The sequence below is a fragment of the Wolbachia endosymbiont (group A) of Cydia strobilella genome (assembly GCF_964026745.1).
In the GTDB taxonomy this organism is placed as follows: domain Bacteria; phylum Pseudomonadota; class Alphaproteobacteria; order Rickettsiales; family Anaplasmataceae; genus Wolbachia; species Wolbachia pipientis.
On the sequence record NZ_OZ034694.1, the window covers coordinates 1,031,274 to 1,056,794 of the forward strand.

Consider the following 25,521-nt stretch of genomic DNA (forward strand, 5'->3'; position numbering starts at 1 on the left):
TCCTATAGATTTTAGTTTGAAAATGCGTTGTTTACTGTTTGTAATGAAATTGCACCTTCCCTTAAAACCTTAATCTTATCTTCGGTTAAGTCAATAATAGTAGATTCTATACCAGAAACTAGTTCGTCATCTTCAATCACTACAGATAAATGTTGCTTAATGGATTGTGGTATATCGTTTGCCTTACATACACTTTCTTTTCCTGAAATATTTGTACTAGTTGCAACTATTGGAACTTTCAGTTTGTTTAGTATTGAAATTGCAATAGGATGCTCAGGAATTCTGATACCTATACTATCTTTAAAGAATTCGTTTGGCAATATGTTGTTGTTTTTAAGTGGTAAAATATAGGTAATTGGTCCAGGAGAAAAGTGGTTTATTAAATCAATATATCTTTCCTTTACCTTTGCTATTTTTGTCAAATTGTAAATATCACTAACAAATATAGACAGTGGTTTATTTTGAGAGCGTTTCTTTATCTGATATATTTTTCCTATAGATTCATTATCTAGTGCATTACAAGCAAGAGCATACACTGTTTCTGTTGGAAAACACACTAATAAATTGTTCTGTATTGCATTTATTATTTTAGATACCATATAGCTAAAAACTTATTCATAACAACTAGATCAGTTTTGTTGGACTGTATCTTATATAGTAACTGCTAGTTTTTGTAAACGTAATGCAACGCAGCTTACCATTTGTTATGCAGATTTGCTACAACCCAAACTCTTCATTGACTTTATCAATTATTGCCTGTGGTGGATCCTCTCCCCATCCTGAATACAAAATCTCTCCATAGTCTGCAACATCTATAGAGCCAGTTCTGCTTTTTGCTAGAAACATTTCTCTTTTCTCTTTATCAACTAATACATAATGCCACGCTGATTTTCCACGATCTTTACCACGGACTAAGTATATAAGATCTGACCTACTTCTTTTTGTTGCATCAGCAAAAGATCTTTCATTGACAGTTCTGCTTTTACTTTTTATGCCGCCACTTTCAGAAAAAGCTTCCTTGGATTCGGTTTTTTTGCCTGCTAATTCAGAAATTCCCCCTTTTTCCCCTAATGCCCGTTCTTTGGTGTTTTGAGACGAATACTTACTGGAAAAACCTTCCCCTGTACCGCCAGGAGTCCTGTTTGTGAAACGCTTAGTAAATGAATTATTGTCGTTGTTTTCTGCCATAAAAATCTCCAAACTTTAGATTGTAGAATCCAAACTTTTACTACACTTTATCATATGTTAATTAAATTAATATAAATGAAAAATAATATAGTAATTATTACAGGAATTACGGCCTCAGGTAAATCAGAATTATGCGATAACCTGAGAGAAAAATATGGAAATATTAGTATAATAAATTGTGATTCAAAGCAGGTATACAAAGAAATTCCCATAATTACTGCTCAACCACTAAAGCAAGAAGAATTTTATAAATTATATGGTTATGTTTCAGCAAAAGAAAATTATTCCGTGGGTCTATGGTTAGAGGATTTAGAAAAAGAAGTTAATCACGCATTAGAAAATGCTCAAATACCTATCATCACTGGAGGAAGCGGGCTTTACATCAGCAGTTTAATCAAAGGCTTATCATCAATGCCACAAATAAGTCAGAAAGTAAGGAAAAATGTAAGCGAATTAAGGAAAAATTTAAGTAAAGAGGAGTTTTACAAATTAGTGCTAAGCAAAGATCCAAGGATTCAAGGTAAAGTATTCATGAATGACTCGCACCGCCTTTCAAGGGCACTTGAAGTTATCACTGAAACTGGCAAGTCGATTTTCGTATGGCAGAAAAATCGACAGCCTCCTTTATTCAATAATTTTAAGATATATACAATTTTGCCTAAACGTGAGGATGTATACCAAAAAATAAATTCTCGTTTTATCAAAATGATTGGAAATGGAGCAATTGATGAAGTAAAAAAGCTACTTAACATGAACCTAGCCCCACATTTGCCAGCTATGAAAGCACACGGAGTGCCAGAAATTATAAAGTACTTGAAAGGTGAGATTACTTTAGACGAAGCGATACAGATTGCTCAAACCAATACAAGACACTACGCGAAACGTCAGTATACTTGGTTTAAAAACCAGTTCCCAAGTTCTGAAGTCATTGATTGTGCAAATGAGCTAACAGCGCTTGAAATATTTTAATTGTTAGTTTCCAGGTGTATTTCCATACTCATTGCTATGAATGGGCGGTTCCATATTTTCCAGATGGCTGTTCACTTTTGGTGGCTTATCCAAGCCATGCTCTATTTTTATTTTAAAAAATCCAAGCCTCTCGCAAAATTTCTGAAAACACTCTTTTATAACGTCAAACAAGTTTTTATCACCTATATTATAGTCCTTCAGTCTCTTAGGAACAGTAAGTGACAATTTACCATCTTCATATGTTACATTTTTATCACCTTGAGACTTAAGTGTGAATTCTAGCGAGCTATCCAATTTACATAATTCTTCTTCCAGTTCTGCAAAAGTGCGAACTGCAATTTTTTCTTCAATTCTGATTGCCGCATGACTTGGATCACTACAATTAATATGTGTTACATGATTAGACTGAAACAATAACCCATATGTTTCAGCTAAATGAAGGATAGGTCCTCCTTTACCATACAATGCACCCACATAAGCAGCCTGGTTACAATTAGTGATTAGTTCTTCTAGAATAGAATCATTTGGAACTTCTGCTTCAGCATATTCAAATAGCTCTGTAAAAACTTGTTTTACAAATTGGCGGTACTTATTTTTGTCATTTGAAATGAGGTTGGTATGTTTATTATATAATTCATCAACAAGCTCTTTTGTTATAACTTTGTTCTGAATAACAAGTTTCATTCTTGGAAGATCTACGTACATAGTTGCACCAGAATTCGCTTCAGCATTATCTTTACCAGCCCTCAACCTGCTAAAACCAAACTTTTCTGCTTGAGCTCTTAGTGTAACTATTGGATTTTCCTTTTCTTTTGGTGTAGAGCTGTTCATCATTAATACCTTGATATAGACTGCTAATGGTATAATAACACATAAAAATGATTAATAAGTTAATAAAATACCTACTATAAGCCCTATGATAGCAAATATAGTTAGGGGTAACTTAGGCTTACCGACGATTTTAAAAACAACAAATTCGTCATTCCGTTACGTGTTAGCGGCTGAGATACCGCGAATGAATCGCGGTATAACGTTAGAGAGCTGTGCTAGCTATAGTGCATACCTGACCATAAGGTGACAAGATTTTAAAAAGGCTCTATAACAGTTTTACACATGTATGAATCTCAATGAGCAATCAGATTTTTCTAAATAGCAGGCTGGAGAATATACCTAAGTTCCATTCCGCAATATTGCCTAAACTTTGTGGTGGGGACAAGGTGGTGGATCTGCTGTTTTATAAGCCACTTAGTTATGTGGATAGAAGCAAGTTACTATCTGATGCTCGAGTTGGAGAATTTACAACTTTCATTGCAAAAGTTTATGAGCATCAGTCGCCCACTTTTAGAGGTAGACCATATAAAATAGTCGTTGAAAGTGAGAGTCAGTATATATTCATAGTCTTTTTTAATTACTCAGTTAAGTATTTATATAAACTATTTCCAATTGGAGCGAATGTGATCATCAGTGGCAAACTCGAAAAATTTGCTGAACATTGGCAAATTACTCATCCAGATTACGTGTCGCTTGACATCAACCAATTTAAAGAAATAGCTTGCATAGAGCCAGTTTACCAATTATGCCGTGGCATTACCAATAAGCGCATTGGGAACATAATAAGCTCTAATCTAAAGGAATTGCCTGATTTACCAGAGTGGATAGATGATACATTAATCAAGCAAAAAAAATGGTTAAGTTGGAGGGAAAGCATCATAAAGTTGCACAGGCCAAGCTCATTGGCGGAAGCCGAGGTTTGTAGAAAAAGGCTTGCTTATGATGAATTGTTTGCGTATCAGCTAGCACTGAAACTTGCAAGAGAGAATCATGTAAAAGAAAGGGGAAGAGAATTTATAGTATTGAGTAAATATAAAGAGCAAGTTTTAAATGAATTATCGTTTCAATTAACAAACGATCAAATTCGTGCAATAGATGAAATTTCAGAGAGGCAAAAATCCAAGTATCGCATGATAAGCTTGCTGCAAGGTGATGTTGGTAGTGGCAAAACCGTAGTTGCACTTTTTACGATGCTAAATATGGTAGAAAACAACATGCAGGCAGCTCTAATGGCACCGACTACTATCTTGGCGGAGCAACATTATAATTGGATTGAGGAAGTTTTATCCTGTACCGATATAAAAGTTGCGCTGCTTACTGGTAAAACTTCGCGCAAGGAAAGAAAGATTATCATGAACGAACTTGCAAGTGGTGTTTTAAATATAGTGATTGGCACTCATGCACTATTTCAAGCTAACGTTACATTTAAAAATTTAGGGCTTGCAGTCATAGACGAGCAACAGCGATTTGGAGTGATGCAGAGAAATCGCTTGGTAGGAAAAGGAGAAAATGCCGATATACTTTTCGTTACTGCAACTCCCATTCCAAGAACCTTGCAGCAAGCTATGTATGGTGACGTTGAATGTTCAATTTTGAAAGAAAAACCAAAATCCAGATTGCCAATAAAAACTGTAACTATGAACATTAGTAGGGTGCCAGATGTTATTGAAAAGCTAAAAGGTGCTATAAACAGGGGCGAAAAAGCATATTGGATTTGTCCATATATAGAAGAAAACGAAGAGACCAATATTGCTGCAGCAGAGATGCGTTTTCAGGAATTACAAAAAACATTTCTTGATAAAGTCGGGATAATACACGGAAAATTGACTCAGGAGCAGAAAGATCAAGTTATGTTTTCCTTCAAAAGGAATGAATTTTCTCTGCTTGTTGCAACCACTGTGATAGAAGTTGGTATAGATGTGCCAGATGCAACCATCATGATTATAGAAAATGCAGAGCAATTTGGGTTATCACAATTGCATCAGTTAAGAGGCAGAGTAGGGCGAGGAAACAAGCCATCTTTTTGTGTATTATTATACGATAATTTAAGTAAAAGCTCATCTTCAAAGTTAAAGATCATGTGTGAGTCACAGGACGGATTTTACATTGCTGAAAGGGATATGATGCTAAGAGGCAGTGGAGATATTTTAGGCACAAAACAATCAGGATGTATGGAATTTAAATTTGCTGATTTATATCAGGACAAAGAGCTGCTCAATCTCGCGTATAATAACGCAAAAGGCGCAATGGCTGATTTTGAATTACTGCTTGATATATTTGAATATAGGAGTAGATTACATTTTTCAAAATTTCAGTAGGAAAACCAGGTAGCCCACAGAAACGAAAAAACTTCCTTGACAAACTCCGCCAGCCCCCTTATCATGAAACTGAAGCTATTGTATTTGCTTTCGCCAATCTGCAGATTAAAAGGTAAGGATTACTTAATGTATCGGCGTCTTATGTTCAATTTTTTGCAGTATATAGATACTGTATGTCTTTACAAAACTTCATCTACATCTAGATTTTTATCTAAATAAGCTGAACGCGCTTATAAAGCGTTACAAGACATCAAAAAATGCCAATACTCGACAGAGATAGTAAAAGACTAGCTAACTCGGGGATTCTTTGTCTTTTTTTCTGCTTGGTAAATTTCTTAAACATTTGCAGCGTAGGTTAGTTGCAATTAAAAGCAGCTGAATTTCGCTTGTCAAGCGTTTAAAACATAAAAAACGCCAATATTTTAAAGCAGATAATAACCACGGGGCTTCTTTTGCCTTTTTTTCATTTGGTAAATTTCTTAATGTTTATGGCTAAACGACAACCGTCATCCCGCTGCTTGTTAGCGGAATCTGCTGTGGCGACATAAACTCAAATCATTTCAAATTTCAATCCAAAGAGGTATCATTATGTCAAACAACTTCAATTTTAAAGAATTTTTTAACCACTATGAAACAAATAGTACGTCAGATGATATACAAAGGTATTATTTGCTGTGGAAATCAGTAATAGCGCAGGCAATGATTGATGCAGCAAGTCACTGCAAAAAAACAGAAAGCTTGGTAGAAAAACGTAAGGCAATTTCTTGGTTATCAGACTTTAGTCAAGATTTTGTGCACACATGTATATTGGCTGATTGTGATCCGGTATACGTAAAAAATAAAATACAGCCAACCTTAAAAAGCCTTACTAGATAAAGCCTTTTTATATACTTAATGAGGTTTACTCCTTTTACCGAAAAAAATATAATTCAATCTCCTATCTATAGTTGCCTCTATATCTTTGATTAATAGCTGCTTTATCATGTTTACTTTTCGCTTTGCATCTTGAGCTTGACGCTCATTGTTACCACTGTTATTGCTGTAATTATTCTTATCACTATAACTACTGCCACTTGGTTTGCTACTGTTACTGAACTCACTACCCTTTTTTCTTCTTGTGTTGAGTATCTGTATTATCTTTTCCTTTAAAAAGGACTTCCAGCCTGTGCCAAGTAATAATTTATAGAGAAAATGCGGAGTAAGAAACGCCACTAATATTCGAATAGAAATTCCGTAACCGAGATCTTCCCTATTTTCATAATACCACTTGCAATATTGAAACAAACGGTAAAACGCATTTTTGAAAGAGCAAAATTCTACAGCATACCAAAAACCATTGCTGAGAAACATGAGCACAATGCTGAATGTGTAAAGATACATTGTGAAGAGAAACAGTTTCACAATTATATCTTTTAGACTACCTAATATATAATTCAATAATCTTAATTTATAGAAAAGTGATATCATTTCACACCCACTTCAATATGGCTGGGGTGGAAGGATTCGAACCTTCGCGTGGCGGTATCAAAAACCGCTGCCTTACCACTTGGCTACACCCCAATACTACTTACATCAATAACACTATTAGCCCAATTAGTAAAAGATTTATTTGCTTTTTCTATGGGCATCACAGCAATAGCTGGCTGATCATAAGAATGCATTGCTTCGATTTTTTCTACAATTTTATCAACTTGATCATTCCTGCTCTTCATAATTGCCACTACTTCACAACTATTACTAATTTTACCTTCCCATAAATACAGAGAATTCACTTCGGGAAATATATTTACACATACAATTAATTTCTCGTTTAACAATTCTTCAGAAACAGTTTTAGCCTCCTCAAAATTTGAAAAAGTTGTATAAACCAAAACTAAATTATTCATTAGTAGCTACATAAATGCATTGCTACTATACTCTACCGAGATTTATTCATCAAGAGAAAATAACGCCAGCGCGTACTGTATGAACATTTGTTTGCAAAGGTAGTATGTTAAGTGTTATAGCTAGTTTGCCTCAAACGTAAAGGTGTCATCCCAGTGCCCCTGTGATGTCATTCCAGTGCTTGACACTGGAATCCAGTTTTCCATATAATCTCATCGAAAACGTTGTAACCACTTCCTATGCTAGTTTGCTTGTAAACAAGCAAACTTTCCTGGATCCCAGTGTCAGCTACTCGGATGACACCTTTCCTAGCAGAGAAATCACAATGTTCATACGGTTGTACGCATACCGCTGGGATCTAGGATTTTTCTATAGTTTAAAAACAAAAAAAGGACGTTACTCATTGAGTAACATCCTTTTGGAGAAGGTAGAAGTTTTACTTATTACACTGTTCCTGGAGTTGCTGTAGCTCTTGAGTTGACAGGTTCTGCACTAGGTTGATCTAGAAATGCGCGTCGTTTTGCCAACTTTTCTTCGAGTTCTCTGTCAAATTCTTCTTTTAAAGGAAGAACTTGTTTTCTTGTTAGCGTAGAAGAACCAGAACCCATTCCACTATCAGTAGAATTACTGTGAGTGAGAGTTCTGTTACTCAAACTATCCAGGTTTTGCTCCACAATAGGATCACTGAGAACATCTTCACTGAAAGAACTTTGTCCATTTAAGTTAGTCAATGAGGCGCTTCTAGGTAGTTCTGGTGGAGCAACTGGAGTAAGCTTAGGAGTTAAGCTACTAGATGAATTGCTTCTACGGACTGTTGCAAAGTTCTGAGAATCTGAATCAGAGACAGTAGCAGTACTTTCAGTTCCTATAGAATTTAGTGAATTGCTTTTTGACAAGCTGTTAGATTGTTCAGAGCCTTTTCTTCCCAGTGAAGAAAATGATGATGACACAGACCTAGTTAAACTTTTGACAGAAGGCCTGTTAGCTTTTTTCTCTGCTCTGTCAAACATATTGCTTACGCTTGAGTACAAATGATTTTCTCTACATTCTTTAATAACCTTCTTAATTTCATCGTAATGTTCAGAGAAAACACTGTCGATGAAATAACTACCTTTAGGTAATGACCTTTGTGTTAACAAGTTATGCAAGCTTTTTTCATTTAAATTATTAATGAATTCTTTCTGTACTTGCCATCCAGAAGTATGTTCAATCTCCCCTGATTTTGCCTTCTCTGCCATTTTTAAATCAATTTCTGACGATATTCCAGAAAGTACATTTTTCACTAACCCAGAATTATTTCCTTTATCAGCAAAAATTGCTTTCATATCATTTCTTATTTCGTCAGATTTCTTAATTGCATCTGGAGTAAACCTTTTTACCTTATCTAAATAGTCCGTCTCACCAGATGCCTTATGGAACTTATTTGCCACTCCTTCGCCTACAAAACTAGCGCCTTTTTTCAGTGAATCTACTGAATGTTCATAACCTTCTTTCACCTTATCTTTAACATGTACAGCACCATCTCTAACTTTTCCGGCAGCGTATGTTGATGCGTCCTTAACTTTCCCAGCAGTATATTTCGCCCCATCAACTGTTTTTTCTGCTGACCACTTGAGCCCTTTATATCCAGATTGAACTGTTTTTACAGCGACTTCTACAGCGAAATATAAAGCAAGACCAACTATAGCACCTGGTATAGCAAGTGTTGCACCAACTGCCAAAAGTGGTAGTACTGCCGTAAATAATCCACTTGCTGCACTTACTACAAGAATCTTATCTCCTTGTTTCATCTTAGAGAATTCTGTATCTCCTTTTAACAGGTCAGTCATTCTTTCTTTTAGCTTCTTGTGATCATTAGCAATATCTGAATTTGGTAGATTTTGCATCGTTTTATTCAAATCAAAACTATCTTCTGGTTGGTTTTGTTGAGTTCCAACAGAATTTGAATTTTTTTCATTATGTAACATTTTAAACCTCACTATTAATTAAATATATTATAATTGTATTCCTTGATTCTTAAGTTAGTGTTAAATTGATTGCCAGTATTTATTTGTCTTCAAATAATTTCGCTTGACGTGTTTTGTGGTAACATAGAAAATTAGGTCAAGAAGCTGCAGCATTTATGAAGTATAGAAAAAGAACACTCATCTTTTTGGCTGTTATAACTTTAATAATAATAGCTTTACTATTTAGGTATAATTCCCATTTTCACAAAGACGTAGTGCACTTAAAGAGTGACAACAAAGAATTCAAAAAAAAGCCAGAAAATTCCATAGAGTCGACCATATTACATAGAGAAAAGGAAGTGTACGATCATGTTTTCCATCCTGATGATTAATTTGTAAATAAAATAGCAATTTATGTTTGCATTTTCTTATTAAAGAAGTAATATTAGCGTATTAATTATAGAATCAATCATTATGTTTGATGATAATAATCCTTGGGATCTGGGAAAGAAACCGGTAGGGAACAAAACTCCTAATAATGAAGATATTTTAAGTAAAGCTGTATCTGATATAAGGTTCTTTCTTAATGGATTAACCAGAAACAGGGGCAAAAAACCTTATTTCATCATTTTCATTATTTTGCTGTTCTATGCTTGCACTGGCTTTTATATTGTCCATCCTAGTGAAGAAAGTATAGAACTTACCTTTGGTAAATATTCTAATACAGAAACACCTGGTTTACGTTATCACTTCCCCTACCCTATTGGCAAGGTTTTTAAAGTGAACGTTAAGGAAGTAAATCGTGAAGAAATTGGGGTAAGTAGTTCTTATGGGCGAGATACAGATCGCGGTGAAGGCGTGATGCTAACTGGAGATGAAAATATAGTCAACGTTAACTTCGAGGTTCAGTGGCGCGTTAGAGATGCTAAGGACTATTTATTCAAAGTGCGGGATTACAAACCCGGTTTCAGTGTTAAAAATGCTGCTGAAAGTGCCATGAGAGAAATAATAGGTAAAAATACGATCTCTTTTGCACTTGGTCAAGGCAGACCAGAAATTTCTAGAGATACTAGAATTCTATTGCAGCAGATTCTTGATGGATACCAAATGGGTATAGAGATTTTATCTGTTCAAATGAAAAAAATTGATCCACCAGAAAAAGTAATCAGTTCGTTTAGAGATGTACAAAGTGCTCGTGCAGACAAAGAGCGTACTATAAACGAAGCATATGCTTATAATAATGATATTATACCTCGAGCAAAGGGTGAAGCGATAAAGATAAAATTAGATGCACAAGCATATGAAAATGAAATAATAAATGAAGCAAAAGGTAATGCAAATCGCTTTTTATCTCTTTATGAGGAATATAGACAGAATCCTTCTCTCGTTAAGAATCGTATTTATCTTGAAACTATGGAAAATATTTTCAGTAAGGTAGACAAAGTTGTTGTAACTGATGATCTGAAAGGTATGTTTTCTTATTTACCTCTTACAAATTTAGGAAAATAACCATGAGTAGTAATATTAAAATTGTTTTTGTTTCTGTATTTGTTGTTTTATTGATTGTTTTATTTAATTCAATATTTGTTGTGCAAGAAACAAAGCAAGCAATAGTTATACAACTGGGTAAAGTTGTAAGGGATGTTAGGGAAAGTGGCTTATATTTTAAGTTGCCATTCATAAATAGTGTAGAGTTTCTTGATAAGAGAGTTTTAGATTTAAGTCCTGATAAGATCCCAAGGGAAGTGATAACAGCGGATCAAAAACGTATTATAGTAGATGCGTATGCAAAATATAAAATAACAAATCCTGTTACTTTTTACCAGGCTGTGAGGAATGAATCAGGGCTGGTTAGAAGATTATATCCGGTTATAGAAGCACACATAAGAGAAAATATAGGCAGATTTTCGTTGATTAGCTTGTTGAATGAAAAAAGATCAGAGGTTATGCAATTGATTCAGCGTGGAGTTTATTCTGAAGCTGAAAAATTTGGCATAGAAATAATAGATGTAAGAATTAAGAGAGCAGATTTACCAGAAGAAAATAGTTCTGCAATATTTCGCCGTATGCAAACTGAAAGGGAAAAAGAAGCAAAAGAAATTAGAGCAGAAGGAGAGCAAGCTGGGCAGGAAGTTAGATCAAAAGCTGATAAATTAAAAAGGGAAATTATCTCCAGTGCAGTAAAAGAATCGTACGAAATAAGGGGCCGTGGTTATGCTGAAGCAACTAGAATTTATAATGAGGCATTTAAGGTTGATGAAGAGTTCTTTAACTTTTATCGCTCTATGAGCGCTTACAGTAAATCATTTGCCGAAAATAATACTAAATTTGTACTTTCACCAAATAATAATTTTTTAGATCTTTTAAATAAAGGATGGAAATAATTTATGAAAAGTAAGGCATTTATTTTATCTATATTTGCATATTTTCTAATTGCGTTTTCTTCGTATGCTAATATGTTTGATTGGAATGCAAAAAAGGTCGTTGATGCTAGCACTACTGCATGCAACTGTAATCAAGGACTTGCCGATTTAGTGGAAGAACTCATTCCTGCGGTTGTAAATATTTCAAGCGAACAAATCATCAAACAAGAAAATAACAGCAGAACTAGAGTTCCATCTATGCCAGGAAATAATTTTTTTGATGATTTTAGAGAGTTTTTTGAGCATTTTGATCAGTTTTTTATGGATAGGGGCCCTAGTGTTAACAAAGAGGTGGTGTTGCTTGGCTCTGGGTTTATTATAGATAAAGGTGGAATCATAGTAACAAATTATCACGTTATTAAAAACGCCCAAGATATCACAGTTACTATGAACGATAATACTTATTTCAAAGCAGAAGTTTTAGGCTATGATGCAAGAACTGATCTTGCTGTGCTTAAGATTAATTCTGATAAAGATCTTTCTTCTGTTGCATTTGGTGATTCTGATAAAGCAAGGGTTGGTGATACGGTTATGGCAATAGGTAACCCATTTGGTTTGGGTGGCTCTGTAAGCACAGGAATTATATCTGCAAGGTCCAGGGACATTAGTATTGGCACTATGAATGAATTTATTCAAACTGATGCTGCAATTAATAGGGGTAATTCTGGAGGACCGTTATTTGATTTAAATGGAAAAGTTATAGGTATTAATACTGCTATCTATTCTCCATCTGAGTCTGGCGGCAACGTGGGTATAGGTTTTGCCATACCATCTAATTTAGCTATGTCAATTATTGACACATTAAAAAGTGGCAAAAAAATAAAACATGGTTGGCTTGGTGTGCAAGTTCAGCCTATAACGAAAGAATTTGCTGAGTCCTTGGGTTTAAAAGATATAAAAGGCGCATTGGTTGCAAGTATAGTAAAGGATAGTCCTGCAGAAAAAGGTGGGATTAAAGTAGGTGATATATTATTAGAATTTGACGGTAAAAAAATCGATAGAATGACACAATTACCTCAAATGGTTTCAAGAGCTGGACCTGAGAAAAAAGTGCAAGTTAAGTTACTTAGAAAGAGCAAAGAGGTTAATATTAAAGTTGTGATCGGAGAATCTACAAATGATGGCCAAGATAACAATCAAGAAGAAAATAAATCAACATCTGATTATGTAACCGGTTTAACTGTTTCAAATCTGCCAAAAGAATCAAAAGAAAGTAAAAATAATGTACCTACAAAAGGTGTGATAGTTACCAATGTAGATAGTAACAGTAATGCCACGTTGCGTGGTATTAAAAAAGGAGACATTATTATCCAATTAGATGGAACCGATATAGAAAATACTAATGATTTTCAAAAACAAGTTGATTCAGCAGTAAAGAAAAACGGTAAAGATTCAATAATGTTGCTCATTTACCGCAATGGAAATCAATTCTTTACTTCGATAAAGTTGAAGAAATAGCACTCGTAGGTTATTTACTAAATTAGCAGCATTGTAAGCCTGTCACTGTAACACCTCAATCTTACAAGACAAATCAAAACTATTAAAGTCTACATTCCATTCACTAAAATACACATATGGATAATATAAATTTTCTAAAATTCATTGAACTGTGCTTTCAAACAGCGGTGCCGGGATGTGAGTATAATGATTATCAGTACATAAAAGTCATAGCAGACAGGCTGGAAGCAGCGAATGCTGGCGAAGTAAGGCGCATAATATTCAATATGCCTCCGCGTTCAATGAAGTCCATATGTATGAGTGTTGCGTGGCCCGCATGGATACTGGGAAATCAGCCAACTGCAAGAATAATAGTTGCAAGTTATTCTAAGTTGCTTAGTGAAAAACATTCGCTTGATACCAGGTGCATAATGCAATCTGATTGGTATAAAGAACTATTTCCAGAGGTAGAACTATCCAAAGACCAGAACACTAAATATAAATTCCAAACAGTGCAGAGAGGATACAGAATCGCAACATCAGTTGGAGGAACATTAACTGGTGAAGGTGGTGACTCTATTATTGTGGATGATCCGCTTAACCCTGCTCAAGCTTTGAGTGAAACATTTAGAAAACGTGCCACAAACTGGTTCGATCAGACTTTAGTAACGAGACTCAACGATAGAAAAAAAGGAGTAATTGTGCTTGTGATGCATAGGCTCCACCTGGAAGACTTAACTGGGCACCTCTTATCCAAGCCAAAAAACATATGGCATCACATTTGTTTGCCAATGATTTCTGAAAATAAGGAGGTTATTTATTCAATTAATAACCATACTGGTGTCATTCCAACCCCCCCTCCTGTCATCCCAGTGCCCAGACACTTGTATCTGGGATCTCATTCCTTAACTTTATAGTGTAAATTATTTCAAATTGTGTCTAGCTGCAAGTATAATAATTTCCATTTATAGATAAAGTATGTTGCAAATGTTATGCCAAAGAGTATAATAAAATCTATATCAAATACTTTACAAGAAAAAGTGGGATAGAGGCAAAAGCAAATATTAATAAGGATAATTTAAGAAAAGCGCATGCTAGAGTTTGAAGAAGCAGTAAAAATAAAAAATATTATTGAAAGGTTAAATAGCACATGATATAATATATATAGTGTAAAAATGTAAATAATTTTATTAACATCTTTACATTAATAGTTCTTAAATATTTAGTACTGTAGAATTAAATTATTAAGTTTTATGAAGGAAGTAAAAATGGTGGAAAGCTTTTCAGGTAATAATAAAGATAGTAATTTTATTGAGGGGGCAAAAATAATGGAAAATTTTTCAGATAATAACGGAAACGGTAGCTCGATCTTCCAAGGAAAAATCAGGGAGCAAGATTTCTCTGCAGAGCAGAAGCTAAATGAACTAAAAGCAGCCATAGAGGCGCTTACCAGACAAGATTTGCTCAGGAGGCTCGAGTGTGAGCGTCAGGCTTCTAGTTGTATCGATGAAATCTCATCTCAAGCAGAGCTACATATCGGAAAAGGTGATGATGAGGATTACTTCACTGGTGAAAAAGGAAGAGTACTCGGAGATTTCTGGAATTTCTTTGAATCTCTCTTTAACCTTTTTGAAGTAGATGTAGATGATCCGAAAATCTACCAAATGCTCAAGGAGAAGAAAGAAAAAAACCTGATTGCTGCGATAATGAAGTTTTTGCGTGATAAGCTTAAGGAGTTAATCAAGAAGATTTTTGCACGCGATTTAAGTTTCAATCAGAAGTTGGACAAAGAGATAAAAGAATTGCAGGAGAAATTAGGCAGTGGTGAGTTATCAGAAGAAGAGTTTGCAAGGGCGTTAGAAAGATTAACTGCATTGCAAGATCTGAAACTCAGGTTACAAATGGCCGTTGTCGGATGGATTGTTACAATGTTCGCAGAGATGTTTGGAGTTGAGTTGGCGGCTGCGGTAGAGGCATCTACAGAAAAAGAAGATAAAAAAGCAGAAAAAACATCATTAGAAGCAACTAAAGAAGTTCGTAAAGACGTAGAAATCAAGGTAGACGAAAGAGAAAAGCCTAAAGTGCCAGTTTCCCTTTTTGAAGTTTCACCCGGATTTGTAAGGCCAGTTCCTCTGAGCAAACCAGAGCTTGATCTTTTACCAAAGCCTATAATGCCTTCTATATTTAAGGAGGTTATAAACAATGAGAACCGCGAGGAAACAAAACCAAAAGTGGAAGAAGAGAAAAAAGCGGAACAGCCGAAGAAAGAGGTGTGTCCACCGAAAGCTCAGGAGGAGGAGAAGCCAAAACAAGATCAGCGAAAAAGAGGTGGAAAATTTAAACTTGGTGATAGGAAATCAAGAAAAATCAATCGGGATAGCTTTCCTGCACACAATTATCCAATTGGTGATTGGCAAGAGCAAGCTTCTAATGGAAAGTCTAATGCTAGTACTGCTCAACCACCAAAAAGATTGATTGATGATGTAAAAGTTAATAATCATGTGGATTCAATAGGAAAGGCACCAGAAAAAGCACCATCGAGGGGATAGCTAGTGTTAGCTTTAGATGACAAAAAAGACTGGATCCCAGTGTCTGGGCACTGGGATGACAAGAAAAAGAGGTACTGGTATGACATTAAAGAGTAGGGATTGATGGCAAAGAGAAATACAGGTGTCATTCCAGCGCGTGACGCTGGAATCTAGAAAACTGAATTTTATGAAAAAGAGTGAATAAAATTTTTTGAAAAAAAATATAAAAAAGTGCTTGCACTTAATTTTATTTTTAGTATATTGGCTACATAATGTTTTTACTGGGGGATAATATGGATAGTAATAAAGGTTCAGGTTATGAAAAACGAAAATATGGCGATAATACTGCACCAGGAGGAGGAAGAATTAGAGCGGATGCTATAGATCCAAGGAGAGTTGATGACTTTACAGAGAGAATTAAGCGTGAGGAGGGGAGAAGGAAGCAAAATCAATCTAGTGGTCAAGGTAGTGGCAGAAGTGGTAAGTAACAGTAAATTTATGGTAATTTGAATAGGGAGGGGTATTATGCCTAATATAATGAATCAAGAATTAGTAAGAGCATTTAACATTATTCTTTGTCATAATGAGGTTGCTATTACTAATCTTACCGTACAAAGCACAGATCAACCTTTTTTTAAGAAGGAAGATCGTATTGTTATCTCATTTGATAAAACTATGGGTGCTGGTCAATGCATGAAGTACTTACACAATATAAAGAAAAGCATAGTAGAAACATTTTGTGGGAGTGAAAGTGGTGCTAATATGTCTTTTAATACACAGTTTTTTCCTTTTAACTTTAATAAAAGGCAGTTGACTAAAGATAATGAGGGATATAAGTTTTCAGTGCCAATAGATAAAGGTGTAGTTTTTAATCTAAAATGTTTACTAGCTAATGGGCTTGCGAGAGACGTCACAGGTGCTATGGGAAGAGATTTTGGTTTAGAACATGTAGAAGAGTATACATCTGATGAAAGCTTTGACAGGAAATCTTATCTATATTGTATGCGTTTCTATGATAAAAGGTTACAAGAGTATTTTATAGAGTCATTCTCAGCGACAGTAAAAGGTTATAAAAATAGTCCTAAAAGCACTAATGATTTCTTGAAAGTCAAGGGCAATTGTGTGTATATAAAGGGGAGCATCTTTAATAAGGCTAAGTTCATTAAGGACATAGTAAAACACAAAGCATCTTTGGAATGTCGTGATTTTGAGGTTACAAGTGCTGAGGATGAAACTGTTGAGAGTCTAAAGTTTCCAATGATTGATTTGTCTCGTAAAGTAGGTATACCAATTAATTCTGTACTTCATGTTTCTTATACAGGCAGTGGTGAAAATTCAGTTCTTATACCTGCTGCTAAGGAAATTATTGATAATATTATATATTATAAAATTTTAAGCAAGGAACAAGCGGATGATATTAATAAAGTATTTGGTATGACCGTGTTAAATAATGTTGAAGATTGTATTTCACCAAAACATCTACCAGTATTTGGCAGGAGAGGAATATACGGAATAGATTTTGCTAATCAAGACATTTCTTATTGTGTGCTGAATAAAATCATGGAAAGCTCTGTAATCAACAAAGACCATGAACTGTCCATTGACCCTGAGCTTCCTCGAACGCTATTAGCTGAAGCATCACAGACACAAGAGTTTCCCAAGCAAAGTCGTGGTGAAGAGTTAGAGAAGCATCCCAGGCAAGGATCAGAAAGAGAGGGAGGAAAAGGGGGGCTGTTTCAGTTGGTGCCGGGGAAAATAGATTCAAGTCAATCCACTGGTGATCAATCACAGCTATCTTTATCGATTCCTTCTCCTATAGCATGGAATGATTCAATGTCCTTAAATTCTGGGGTTTCTGAAGATTCTCTAAAAGATACGGCGAACATTTGTAATGAGGAACCTGAAAAACAGCAAGTTACTGATGAAAGTGATCGAAAAAGTAGTAATGAGTGTTCTGAAGCAAAGTCACAAGAGAGTGAATCTCCGAAGAAACATGGGGGTGGTTTGCGTTGTAGCCAGAAAGGGTCAGAAAGTAATTCGTCTTCAGGTAGTAGCACTCCATCAAAGGTACGACAATCTAGTATATTAGAGTCTCTAGAGAACACGTCTTTTGAGCGAAATAGTCAAGAACGTGATTCGGTGTATTCAAGTGCAAGTACTCCTGTTACTGAACCAGATGATGGCCGATTTCCCAATAGACCAAAAATACGAGCATTACGTTCTGAAACGAATGGTGGTATTCCAGAATCCTTGCCACAAGATGCCGTAAGCAAGCCAAATGTGCCCGGGGACCGTAATTCTAAAATTTCTAAAGATAGTGGTTTCGAGTCGCTTGAGCGGCCACAGTCGAATTCTTCTATCACTACTAGTACTGTTCCAGGGATATCTGAATCAAGGAAAGATCTAAATCCTCCCGTAGACAATAAGCGGCCAAAGTCACTGCCACTTGCGGATTTTTCTACTTGTGCTAGTAATGAAACAGTAAAAGCTTTTTTGTATTTTCTAGATTATTTTTCTTCTCCTGAAGGGAAGAAGCAACTACCCTCACTTCTTTCTTCTGAGGTGGGAAAGCAGTTATCCTCGATTTCTGATCCTTGTGAACAGGAAAACCTGCTAGACTTTCTTTTTTCTACTGAGGGGAGTAAGCAACTATGCTCGCTTTTTTCTTCTGAGAATAAACAACAACTGCATTCACTTTTTTCTCCTAAGGGAAAAGAGCTGCTGTTTTCACCTTCTCCTGAGGGGCAAAAGACGATACCTTTAGTTCTTTCTCCTGAAGGGAAGGAGCGATTACCCTTACTTTTGTCTCCTGAGGGAGAGCAAATATCCAAACCTTTCTCTCCTGAGGCAGGCAATATAATATCCTTACTTATTTGTTCTTATGTAGAACCTAAAAATATGTCACACCGTTCATTTCGTGACAAATTAGCAAAATGGCTTCACCGTAATTCTTCACTCTCAAAAGTGGCTTCTTCTCAAGAAAAACCTCTTACTAATGACGAGAAGAAGGAACTACGCCCATTTCTTTGTCCTAAGCTGCAGAAGAAACTAGATTCCAACTCTCTTGAGGATGCACAGTTAAAATACTTGCTGTATACTCCTGGTGGGAGAAAGAAGCTAAACTTACTCCTTTCTTCTCCTGAGAAGGAGGGAAAGCAACTACTCTCAGATTTACAAAAAGTTGGTGGTAACGCTTCTACAAGTTTTGCAGATAATGGTTGTTATTCAGGATCGTCTTCACAAAAATCGACTAGTGATACTGGAAGTGATGAAGATGAAGATGAACTAGAAGCTAGTGGTAGGTCGTCAGTCTCATCGAACTCCAGTACTTCCACTGTTAGAACTAAAATGGATGCTACTAAGATCGAGCAATACTTGCAGGAGAAAAAAGTTAACAGTCGTACCTAATCCACTGCTCTCAGCCACCTAAGTGTTTTATTAGCTGACCCTGAGAGCACTGGTGTTGGTTTTTCTTGTCCATTGTAAGTATTGCATGGTACTAAATGTTTAAAAAGTATTAATATAAAGATATCAATAAAATTATTTACACTTTCATGCTATGCCCATAGCATCATATATTACTTAACCTTACAATAATTTTTTTATTCTTGCTGCTTCTTCAAACTCCAAATTTTTAGCATGCTCTATCATTTGCTTTCTCAAATCATCCTTATTAGTATTTACTTTCGGTTCTGCTATTGCCCTCTCCTGTAAGGTGTTTGATATAGGTTTTATTATAGTCTTTGGGACAATATTGTGCAATATATTATGTTCTTCTTGTTTTTTTCTTCTTCTTTCGGTCTCTCTTAATGCACGGTCCAGAGAACCAGTGATTTTATCTGCATACAAAATTACTCTACCTTCAGCATTACGCGCAGCACGACCGATCGTTTGAATTAATGAAGTTTCCGATCGCAAAAATCCTTCTTTATCAGCATCCAAAATTGCAACCAACCCACACTCTGGAATATCAAGACCTTCCCTCAGCAAGTTAACACCTACTAAAACATCGATTTCTTTAGATCTCAATTTGTATATAATTTCTATTCTCTCCAGCGCAGCAATATCAGAATGCAAATAACTCACTCTCATATTCAATTCACTCATATATTCAGCTAAATTTTCAGCCATTTTTTTCGTCAATGTAGTGATTAAAACACAAAATCCCTTCCCTATTGTCACTTGTGCCTCATGAATTACATCATCAATTTGACTCTCTATTGGTTTTACAATGCAGATTGGGTCTGTAAGCCCTGTTGGACGGATAACTTGCTCTATAAATACATTATTGGTCTTTGCCAACTCATACTTTCCTGGAGTGGCTGAAATGTAAACAGTCTGCGGCCTAACTCCCTCCCACTCTTCAAATTTTAATGGACGATTATCAAAAGCGGAAGGGAGCCTGAAGCCATAGTCGATCAATTTCTTTTTACGCGCCTCATTACCACTGTACATCGCACCAACCTGAGGAACGGTGACATGACTCTCATCAACAAATAAAATTACGTCTTTAGGTAAATATTCAAACAAAGTAGGTGGTGGATCCCCAGCTTCCATTCCATAGAGATAACGCGAATAATTTTCAATACCTTTACATATTCCTGTTGTTCTCATCATTTCGATATCAAAATTAGTGCGTTGCTCGAGGCGCTTTGCTTCAACAATTTTTTTCTGTGAATAGTAATAATCCAAGCGTTCATGCAGCTCTTTTTTGACTAGTTCAATTGCCTGCAACAAAGCCTCACGCGGGGTTATGTAATAGCTATTTGGAAAAATGGTGATTTTATTTACGCCTTTGGTAACATTGCCCGTTATAGCATCAACTTCAAAAATTTCTTCTACTTCATCGCCAAATAACGATAAACGCCAAGCTTTACTTTCATAATGGGAAGGAAATATATCAACAATATCGCCGCGCACTCTGAAATATCCTCTCTCAAACCTGGCATCAGAGCGCTTGTATTGAAGATCAGTTAAGTTGCTCAGGAAATCATTAATACGAATTTTATTTCCAACACTAAGCGGTATGATCATGCTGCGGTAGCTCTCAGGCGAACCAAGACCGTATATGCAGGAAACACTGGCAACTACGATCGTATCCCTGCGCTCCAAAAGGGAGCAGACGGTGGAATAACGCAGCATCTCAATTCTTTCGTTAATTGCAGAATCTTTTTCGATATAAGTATCAGTTTGTGGTAAATAGGCTTCAGGTTGATAATAATCATAATAAGAAATGAAGTATTCAACAGCATTATGGGGAAACAATCCTTTCATTTCCTCATAAAGCTGTGCTGCTAAAGTTTTATTGTGTGCCATAATTAATGCAGGCCTGTTTGTCCTTGCAATAACATTTGCCATAGTAAAAGTTTTCCCAGAACCAGTAACTCCAAGCAAAACCTGATCTCTTTTATTGCTATTTAGCCCTGCAATTAAGCTATCGATTGCCTGTGGTTGATCCCCAGCCGGTTGAAAATGTGTAGCGATTTGAAATTCCATAGACTTTACTTACTATCTTTGATTCATTGTATAGTAAACACTATATTGCTTTTAAGATAAGTTGTATAGCTATCGTAAAGCCATAAAACATTAACCAACAATGTCATGCAAGTAGCTGACACTGGAATCTTGTTTCAATGTTAAACAAAATACCATAGAATTCAAGAAGACAATTCCTAAAAAATCCCTACATCCAAAAAAAGGCAAAATGCTGCTTGAATAAGCTAAATTTTTTTAGATGCAAAAACAATAAAACATAGTTGATACTAAAGTTATAGTACTCCTATGACAACGTTACAAAAATTAAGGAAATGGATAGCTCTGATCAATTGGAATAGTATTTTCAGGTACCGGTGGTCAATATGACATTTTTAAAATAAAGATTTAGAACCTGTTTAAAATCTTCTCAATAGAAGAGAAATGAAGGAAAGAACGACCATTTGTAGGCTAGTGTTAAGTTTTCGCTCGCAATTTTTCCACAATCGTCTGCATTTTCCTAACCAAGCGAAAGATCGCTCTACAACCCATCTTTGTGGCAATACAGCAAAGGAATGTAATTCACTTCGTTTTATTACTTCTACAGTTGCTCCAATAATCGTTTTTATTTGAGTTGCAAAATTTTCTTCTGTATAACCTGCATCGACCAGTATATTTTTAACTTCCGAGAGGTTTTCTTTTGCGCTTTCAACCATTCTCACAGCACTGCTAACCCCAGTTGTAAATTAGAAAAAATAGAAAAGGTAAGGAAATAGGGTAAACTCCAAGGTATTTGATATTCATTCCTAAAATAGGAGGTTACCAATGAAAGAGAAAGTAACAGAAATCTTTTGTATAGTCGATGATTTTTGCAATACAGTCGATGAAAATTTTGCAGAAAAACTTCTACCAAGTGGCAAAAAACCAACCAGGACGCCAGAGATTACGCATTCAGAGATTTTTACCATAATATTGCTATATCAAGTGCGACAATTTTAAAATTTTCTATGTGCATTATTTGAAATTATTATACGAATCAGCGTTTCCAAAATTGCCATCCTATAGTAGGTTTATCAGGTTAAAATCGCGGGTTTTATGGTATTTAGCGCTCTTAATGCAATGGTTTTGCGAACAGTCAAAAGTGACAGGTATTTCGTACATAATCTATCGCTGTTTGCCATCCAAAAAGGACCTCGAGAAACAAAGTTTTCAAAGGGTTGGCAAAGATTGGAAAGACTACTTATGGGTGGTTTTTCGGTACATCTAGTAATCAACGAAACTGGCGAAATTCAAGGGGTTACGGTGACAAAAGGCAACGTTGATACCTGTGCCAAATTTAACTCAGAAATTGACTGGATTATTGTTTAGAGATAAAGGATATATCAAAAAAGATCTTTTTCACGAATTATTCGATAGAGGGTTAAAGCTTGTAACCAGTATAAAAAGGGTATGAAAAACTCATTAATGGTGCTAAATGAGAAGATTTTGTTAAGAAAAAGATCGATTATTGAGACAGTTTTTGGCTCTCTGAAAAACAAATTTGAGATTGAGCATACTCGCCACAGATCACCGATAAATTTTTTGGTACACATTTTTTCTACGCTTGTTTCATATTCCATGCAGCCGCTGCATTTCTAAGCTTTACTTCGTTGGCTAATCCGCAACTGGGGTATATAGGGTTGACACCAAGGCAATATTCTTCTGGAGAAGTTGATCGGCATGGCAGCATATCAAAGATGGGACCAGCGGAATGTAGAAGTATGTTATATGAAGCTGCACAAACAATGCTTACAGTTACCAAGAGGACATTTAAATTAAAAAACTGTGGTTGCGAAGAAAAAAGGAATGAAAAAAGCAATTGTAGCAGTAGCAAGAAAATTAGCTGTAATTATGCATAGGATGTTGGTTGATAAAACAGAATTTTATTATCAATAAACATCAAAAGAGCATAGGACAATAATTTTATTGAAAATAAAGATAGCAATGCCGATGGAAGGGACAAGCAAGAACTTAGTTAGACTTCGTGGTAAATATGTTGCCGTCCACTTCCGCCTAACAAGTATAATGCGGCTTGACAAATTTATTGTCATCTCAGACCGCGGAGAGAACCATATGCTACTTTTAACTTATGTAAAATTACCAAGGATTATGGAGAAGATATGCTGTTTTGATTTGTGTGAAAATTATTGTTGACTTATGTGCAATTAGAGAACCTAAGTCACTTTAGCTATATATAAAAGGTTTAAGTGGTTGTATTGATGTATCTTTGTATTAAAAAACACCCAATAAGCAGAGTTGTAAGTGGAATAAACCACAAAATGTAAGTGCTAGATTTTATAGGCGGTACGATTATAATTGAATTGCCGTAAGAATTTTTTAACTCTGAGATTATCTCTTCATCTGTGTATCCATCATTGATTTTTTTACGAATTGCTTCTCGCATATCATACGCGATCTGAGATCCAGATTCAGACAATGATTCGCCAGAACATATTGGACACCTTATTATTTCAAATAAACTGGTTGCTCGTTTTTCCATGCTTTTATCTCTGAGTTTATTATCCAGAGTAAAAGCGTTTACGCCTGAGTGGAATATCAATATGAAAAGTAAGCTAATTACTATTCTCATTCTTGGTTAATTGGATTATTTTACTGAGTTGGTTCATAAAATCAGTGATGGATAACTTTCCAATAAAGCTTGACCCTACATCATCATCGTACTTTATTGAAAATTGAATGCCATTATCAGTTGTTTTTTCTGATAAGGAAGGTACTAATTTTTCGAACGCATCTGAAGTTTTTGAGTCACCAATCATAAACGAGATTAATTCTTTATAATTTGATATAGCCACGTTGATTTTGTCTTTAAATGAATATGTAACTAAGTTGTAATTGTTTACCCCACCATCTGCAGCAAAAGAAAAATTATTACTTTGAATCAAAAATTTCTCTATATTGAAATTAATTCTGGAAGCCGAGATGTCGTTTACAAATTCATAATCAAATTTAGTGTCGATACTAAGGTAACTTTCAGGACTTGCAGTATTTTTATACCGATAAGTATACAAATCAAATCCTAGCTTAGCATTTCCACTCAGTTCTTTATCGAGGTAAAATTGAATGTAATTACTTTTATCATTCACTTCAGTTATAACACTTTGCTGATTTTCTGAAACATCACATTTTAATCCATAATCTTCGTAACGAAGTGTACCTATATAGTCTATCACGGTACTATTTCTGTTGAATCGCAATGAAGATGGTAAATCGTTTAGTCTAACAACAAAGTGGCTGCTATCGTTTGTGTGGCATTTTATATTCTTTTTCTCATCATCATGAACAGCAATGTTGACTTCATTGCTTGGTATGTAGATATATACTGATTTATCAAACAATCTATTTTTTATCAATAAAGCATCAGATGAGATGGTTAATTGCTCATTGGAAAATTTTGGGTTTGTCACACGGAAAATTAGGTTAGAAGGAAATCCACTAAAATCATGTGAAATATCAAATTTTTCGTCGTTAATGTATAGTATTGTTTCAGCTAAAAGATTTTTTACCTTACATGCAGAAAAATACCAAAAACCACTATACGCTACAGGAATAAACAAAAGTAAAGAGATGATAATATAGATAAAAATCTTACGCATGATTCCCCTGTTTATCTAATGATATGTTTCTTGTACCCCTTGGTATGGTTACACACAAGCCGTCGATATCTTTTGTGATTTTTATTTGGCATCCAAGCCTCGACGTCTCTGTTAAGCCGAAAGCTAGGTCTAACATATCATTTTCCTCATCAGATATAGGGTTATGTATTTCTACAGCATTATAAAACTTTGGATCAACAATTACATGGCATGTAGAGCAAGCAAGAGAACCTTCACATGCACCTTCAAGCAGATCTGGATCACTTCTGTGGGCTAAATTGAGCAGAGTTTCTCCCTCTGCAGCTTCATAGCTTTTCTTACTCCCATCAGGTAAAATAAAAGTAACAGATGGCATATTATTCCTATTAAAATCCTTACTAATTTCTTTATATCCTACAGGTAATAACTAATATTTGCAAACTCTTTACAATTCCAGTACCTATATTTCTTGTTATCCAAGTAGCTCTTTGTTGTCATCCGAGTAGCTGACACTGGTTCCTTTATGACGGCAGTGCCCTCTTCTTGTCATCCCAGTGCCCAGACACTGGGATCCAGGAATTTTATTAAGTTAGTAAGCATAAAAGTATAGCTAACGCGAGCTCTACGTCATACCGCCGCGGTATCTCTAGATCCCGCTAACACGTAGCGGGATGACGAATTGCTATACCGCCACGAACCGTCATACCGCGATTCATTCGCGGTATCTCAGCCGCTAACAAGAGATCCCGCTAACAAGTAGCGGGATGACGGTTGTCGTTCAGCCACAAACATTAAGAAATTTACCAAATGAAAAAAAAGGCAAAAGAAGCCCCGTGGTTATTATCCGCTTTAAAATATTGGCGTTTTTTATGTTTTAAACGCTTGACAAGCGA

General features: G+C 35.5%; 24 protein-coding genes, 1 tRNA gene and 3 pseudogenes. 16 read left to right on the forward strand and 12 right to left on the reverse strand.

Annotation, left to right across the window (positions count from 1 at the left end; all coding sequences use genetic code 11):
• Positions 1–11: 11 nt before the first annotated feature.
• Positions 12–599 carry an L-threonylcarbamoyladenylate synthase gene (locus tag AAGD76_RS05175; RefSeq protein ID WP_006280292.1) on the reverse strand — a complete coding sequence of 196 codons (588 nt, stop codon included), beginning with the start codon at positions 597–599 and terminating at the stop codon, positions 12–14.
• 118 nt (positions 600–717) lie between these two features.
• Positions 718–1,188 (reverse strand): hypothetical protein, encoded by a 471-nt coding sequence (locus AAGD76_RS05180; RefSeq protein ID WP_341820480.1) that lies wholly within the window; start codon positions 1,186–1,188, stop codon positions 718–720.
• 75 nt (positions 1,189–1,263) lie between these two features.
• On the opposite strand from AAGD76_RS05180, the gene miaA reads away from it, so the two are divergent.
• Positions 1,264–2,157 (forward strand): tRNA (adenosine(37)-N6)-dimethylallyltransferase MiaA, encoded by an 894-nt coding sequence (gene miaA / locus AAGD76_RS05185; protein ID WP_341820481.1) that lies wholly within the window; start codon positions 1,264–1,266, stop codon positions 2,155–2,157.
• A gap of 3 nt (positions 2,158–2,160) precedes the next feature.
• On the opposite strand, the gene AAGD76_RS05190 is transcribed toward miaA, so the two are convergent.
• Positions 2,161–2,988, reverse strand: coding sequence for a hypothetical protein (locus AAGD76_RS05190; RefSeq protein ID WP_264374043.1), 828 nt, complete (start codon positions 2,986–2,988; stop codon positions 2,161–2,163).
• Between the two features lie 296 nt (positions 2,989–3,284).
• Between AAGD76_RS05190 and recG the strand changes: the two genes are divergently transcribed.
• Both recG and AAGD76_RS05200 read left to right on the forward strand, forming a co-directional pair.
• On the forward strand, positions 3,285–5,306 hold the full coding sequence (gene recG / locus AAGD76_RS05195) for an ATP-dependent DNA helicase RecG (RefSeq protein WP_341820482.1): 2,022 nt from the start codon (positions 3,285–3,287) through the stop codon (positions 5,304–5,306).
• 588 nt (positions 5,307–5,894) lie between these two features.
• Positions 5,895–6,182, forward strand: a complete 288-nt coding sequence (locus AAGD76_RS05200) for a hypothetical protein (protein ID WP_007549783.1) — start codon at positions 5,895–5,897, stop codon at positions 6,180–6,182.
• A gap of 15 nt (positions 6,183–6,197) precedes the next feature.
• On the opposite strand, the gene AAGD76_RS05205 is transcribed toward AAGD76_RS05200, so the two are convergent.
• The 4 genes from AAGD76_RS05205 to walE1 form a co-directional block, all read right to left on the reverse strand.
• On the reverse strand, positions 6,198–6,773 hold the full coding sequence (locus AAGD76_RS05205; RefSeq protein WP_010962863.1) for a hypothetical protein: 576 nt from the start codon (positions 6,771–6,773) through the stop codon (positions 6,198–6,200).
• An 18-nt stretch (positions 6,774–6,791) separates the two neighbouring features.
• A tRNA-Gln gene (locus tag AAGD76_RS05210) sits at positions 6,792–6,866 on the reverse strand.
• Positions 6,857–7,192 carry a divalent-cation tolerance protein CutA gene (gene cutA / locus AAGD76_RS05215; protein ID WP_006279213.1) on the reverse strand — a complete coding sequence of 112 codons (336 nt, stop codon included), beginning with the start codon at positions 7,190–7,192 and terminating at the stop codon, positions 6,857–6,859. The genes AAGD76_RS05210 and cutA overlap by 10 nt, the downstream gene beginning before the upstream one ends.
• A 441-nt stretch (positions 7,193–7,633) precedes the next feature.
• A complete protein-coding gene (walE1, locus tag AAGD76_RS05220; protein ID WP_341820483.1) occupies positions 7,634–9,157 on the reverse strand; it encodes an actin bundler in 1,524 nt (507 codons plus the stop codon).
• 155 nt (positions 9,158–9,312) lie between these two features.
• On the opposite strand from walE1, the gene AAGD76_RS05225 reads away from it, so the two are divergent.
• The 8 genes and pseudogenes from AAGD76_RS05225 to AAGD76_RS05260 all read left to right on the forward strand — a co-directional run bounded on the left by AAGD76_RS05225 (position 9,313) and on the right by AAGD76_RS05260 (position 18,932).
• Positions 9,313–9,528 (forward strand): hypothetical protein, encoded by a 216-nt coding sequence (locus tag AAGD76_RS05225; protein ID WP_006279848.1) that lies wholly within the window; start codon positions 9,313–9,315, stop codon positions 9,526–9,528.
• An 82-nt stretch (positions 9,529–9,610) separates the two neighbouring features.
• Positions 9,611–10,645, forward strand: a complete 1,035-nt coding sequence (gene hflK / locus AAGD76_RS05230; RefSeq protein WP_341820484.1) for an FtsH protease activity modulator HflK — start codon at positions 9,611–9,613, stop codon at positions 10,643–10,645.
• A gap of 2 nt (positions 10,646–10,647) precedes the next feature.
• Complete coding sequence (locus tag AAGD76_RS05235; protein ID WP_341820485.1) at positions 10,648–11,520, forward strand: protease modulator HflC; 873 nt, start codon at positions 10,648–10,650, stop codon at positions 11,518–11,520.
• Between the two features lie 3 nt (positions 11,521–11,523).
• The gene (locus AAGD76_RS05240) at positions 11,524–13,017 is read left to right on the forward strand and encodes a DegQ family serine endoprotease (RefSeq protein ID WP_341820486.1); all 1,494 of its coding nucleotides are present in this window, start codon (positions 11,524–11,526) and stop codon (positions 13,015–13,017) included.
• A gap of 116 nt (positions 13,018–13,133) precedes the next feature.
• Positions 13,134–13,871 (forward strand): annotated as a pseudogene (locus tag AAGD76_RS05245) (hypothetical protein); the annotation flags it as partial.
• Positions 13,872–14,264: 393 nt separating this feature from the next.
• Positions 14,265–15,545 (forward strand): hypothetical protein, encoded by a 1,281-nt coding sequence (locus AAGD76_RS05250; RefSeq protein WP_341820487.1) that lies wholly within the window; start codon positions 14,265–14,267, stop codon positions 15,543–15,545.
• A gap of 272 nt (positions 15,546–15,817) precedes the next feature.
• On the forward strand, positions 15,818–16,012 hold the full coding sequence (locus AAGD76_RS05255; RefSeq protein ID WP_341820488.1) for a hypothetical protein: 195 nt from the start codon (positions 15,818–15,820) through the stop codon (positions 16,010–16,012).
• Positions 16,013–16,049: 37 nt separating this feature from the next.
• A complete protein-coding gene (locus AAGD76_RS05260) occupies positions 16,050–18,932 on the forward strand; it encodes a hypothetical protein (protein ID WP_341820489.1) in 2,883 nt (960 codons plus the stop codon).
• Positions 18,933–19,112: 180 nt separating this feature from the next.
• Here AAGD76_RS05260 and uvrB read toward each other — a convergent pair whose 3' ends face one another.
• Positions 19,113–21,020 (reverse strand): excinuclease ABC subunit UvrB, encoded by a 1,908-nt coding sequence (uvrB, locus tag AAGD76_RS05265; protein WP_341820490.1) that lies wholly within the window; start codon positions 21,018–21,020, stop codon positions 19,113–19,115.
• Positions 21,021–21,415: 395 nt separating this feature from the next.
• Positions 21,416–21,736, reverse strand: a pseudogene (locus AAGD76_RS05270) (transposase); the annotation flags it as partial.
• A gap of 85 nt (positions 21,737–21,821) precedes the next feature.
• Here AAGD76_RS05270 and AAGD76_RS06435 point away from each other — a divergent pair.
• The 5 genes and pseudogenes from AAGD76_RS06435 to AAGD76_RS05280 all read left to right on the forward strand — a co-directional run bounded on the left by AAGD76_RS06435 (position 21,822) and on the right by AAGD76_RS05280 (position 22,894).
• A complete protein-coding gene (locus AAGD76_RS06435; RefSeq protein WP_010082315.1) occupies positions 21,822–21,995 on the forward strand; it encodes a hypothetical protein in 174 nt (57 codons plus the stop codon).
• A gap of 167 nt (positions 21,996–22,162) precedes the next feature.
• Entirely contained in the window at positions 22,163–22,318 is a 156-nt protein-coding gene (locus AAGD76_RS06440; RefSeq protein ID WP_369408983.1) for a transposase, read from the forward strand.
• 5 nt (positions 22,319–22,323) lie between these two features.
• A pseudogene (locus AAGD76_RS06445) lies at positions 22,324–22,505 on the forward strand (transposase); the annotation flags it as partial.
• Positions 22,482–22,634, forward strand: a complete 153-nt coding sequence (locus AAGD76_RS06450) for a transposase (RefSeq protein ID WP_369408987.1) — start codon at positions 22,482–22,484, stop codon at positions 22,632–22,634. The pseudogene AAGD76_RS06445 and the gene AAGD76_RS06450, both read left to right, overlap by 24 nt.
• 41 nt (positions 22,635–22,675) lie before the next feature.
• On the forward strand, positions 22,676–22,894 hold the full coding sequence (locus AAGD76_RS05280) for a transposase (RefSeq protein ID WP_209472609.1): 219 nt from the start codon (positions 22,676–22,678) through the stop codon (positions 22,892–22,894).
• Positions 22,895–23,238: 344 nt separating this feature from the next.
• Here AAGD76_RS05280 and AAGD76_RS05285 read toward each other — a convergent pair whose 3' ends face one another.
• From AAGD76_RS05285 to AAGD76_RS05295, 3 genes are read right to left on the reverse strand one after another with little or no spacing between them, the layout of a single operon-like run.
• Entirely contained in the window at positions 23,239–23,625 is a 387-nt protein-coding gene (locus tag AAGD76_RS05285) for a cytochrome c-type biogenesis protein CcmH (protein WP_182309927.1), read from the reverse strand.
• The gene (locus tag AAGD76_RS05290) at positions 23,609–24,649 is read right to left on the reverse strand and encodes a hypothetical protein (RefSeq protein ID WP_341820491.1); all 1,041 of its coding nucleotides are present in this window, start codon (positions 24,647–24,649) and stop codon (positions 23,609–23,611) included. The genes AAGD76_RS05285 and AAGD76_RS05290 overlap by 17 nt, the downstream gene beginning before the upstream one ends.
• Positions 24,642–25,004: a ferredoxin family 2Fe-2S iron-sulfur cluster binding protein gene (locus AAGD76_RS05295; RefSeq protein WP_077188202.1), complete on the reverse strand. Its 363-nt coding sequence runs from the start codon at positions 25,002–25,004 to the stop codon at positions 24,642–24,644. Before AAGD76_RS05295 ends, AAGD76_RS05290 begins: the two co-directional genes overlap by 8 nt.
• Positions 25,005–25,521: the final 517 nt, after the last annotated feature.